The organism is Acinetobacter sp. Res13-Abat-PEC15-P4-01, assembly GCF_015676285.1.
Classification (GTDB): Bacteria; Pseudomonadota; Gammaproteobacteria; order Pseudomonadales; family Moraxellaceae; genus Acinetobacter; species Acinetobacter nematophilus.
In genome coordinates, this window is the sequence record NZ_JADAIN010000045.1 from 1 (window position 1) to 296 (window position 296).

General features: G+C 44.9%; 1 protein-coding gene. It reads left to right on the forward strand.

Going from position 1 to position 296, the window contains the following annotated elements:
• On the forward strand, positions 1-296 hold a 296-nt coding region (locus IMO47_RS15960), incomplete at both ends, for a hypothetical protein (protein ID WP_196077904.1).

The following is a 296-nucleotide window of genomic DNA, read 5'->3' on the forward strand; positions in this document are numbered from 1 at the left end:
TATACAGTAAATGCCAACGGTACTACTGCATCGGCAGGTTCTTCGGCAGTGACAGTAACGCCAGGCACTAAAGATGCAAACAACGTCACTGACTATAAAGTCGACCTGTCAGCAGCAACGAAAACCGATATTCAAAAAGGTGTGGATGCAAAAACAGCTGTAGATAACGCAGGTTTAAAATTTAAAGGCGATACAGCAACCACAAGCAGTACCAAGAAGCTAGGCGATACTGTTTCGATTACGGGTGACAGCAATATCAGTACAGTTGCGACCACAGATGGGGTGCAGGTTAAGTT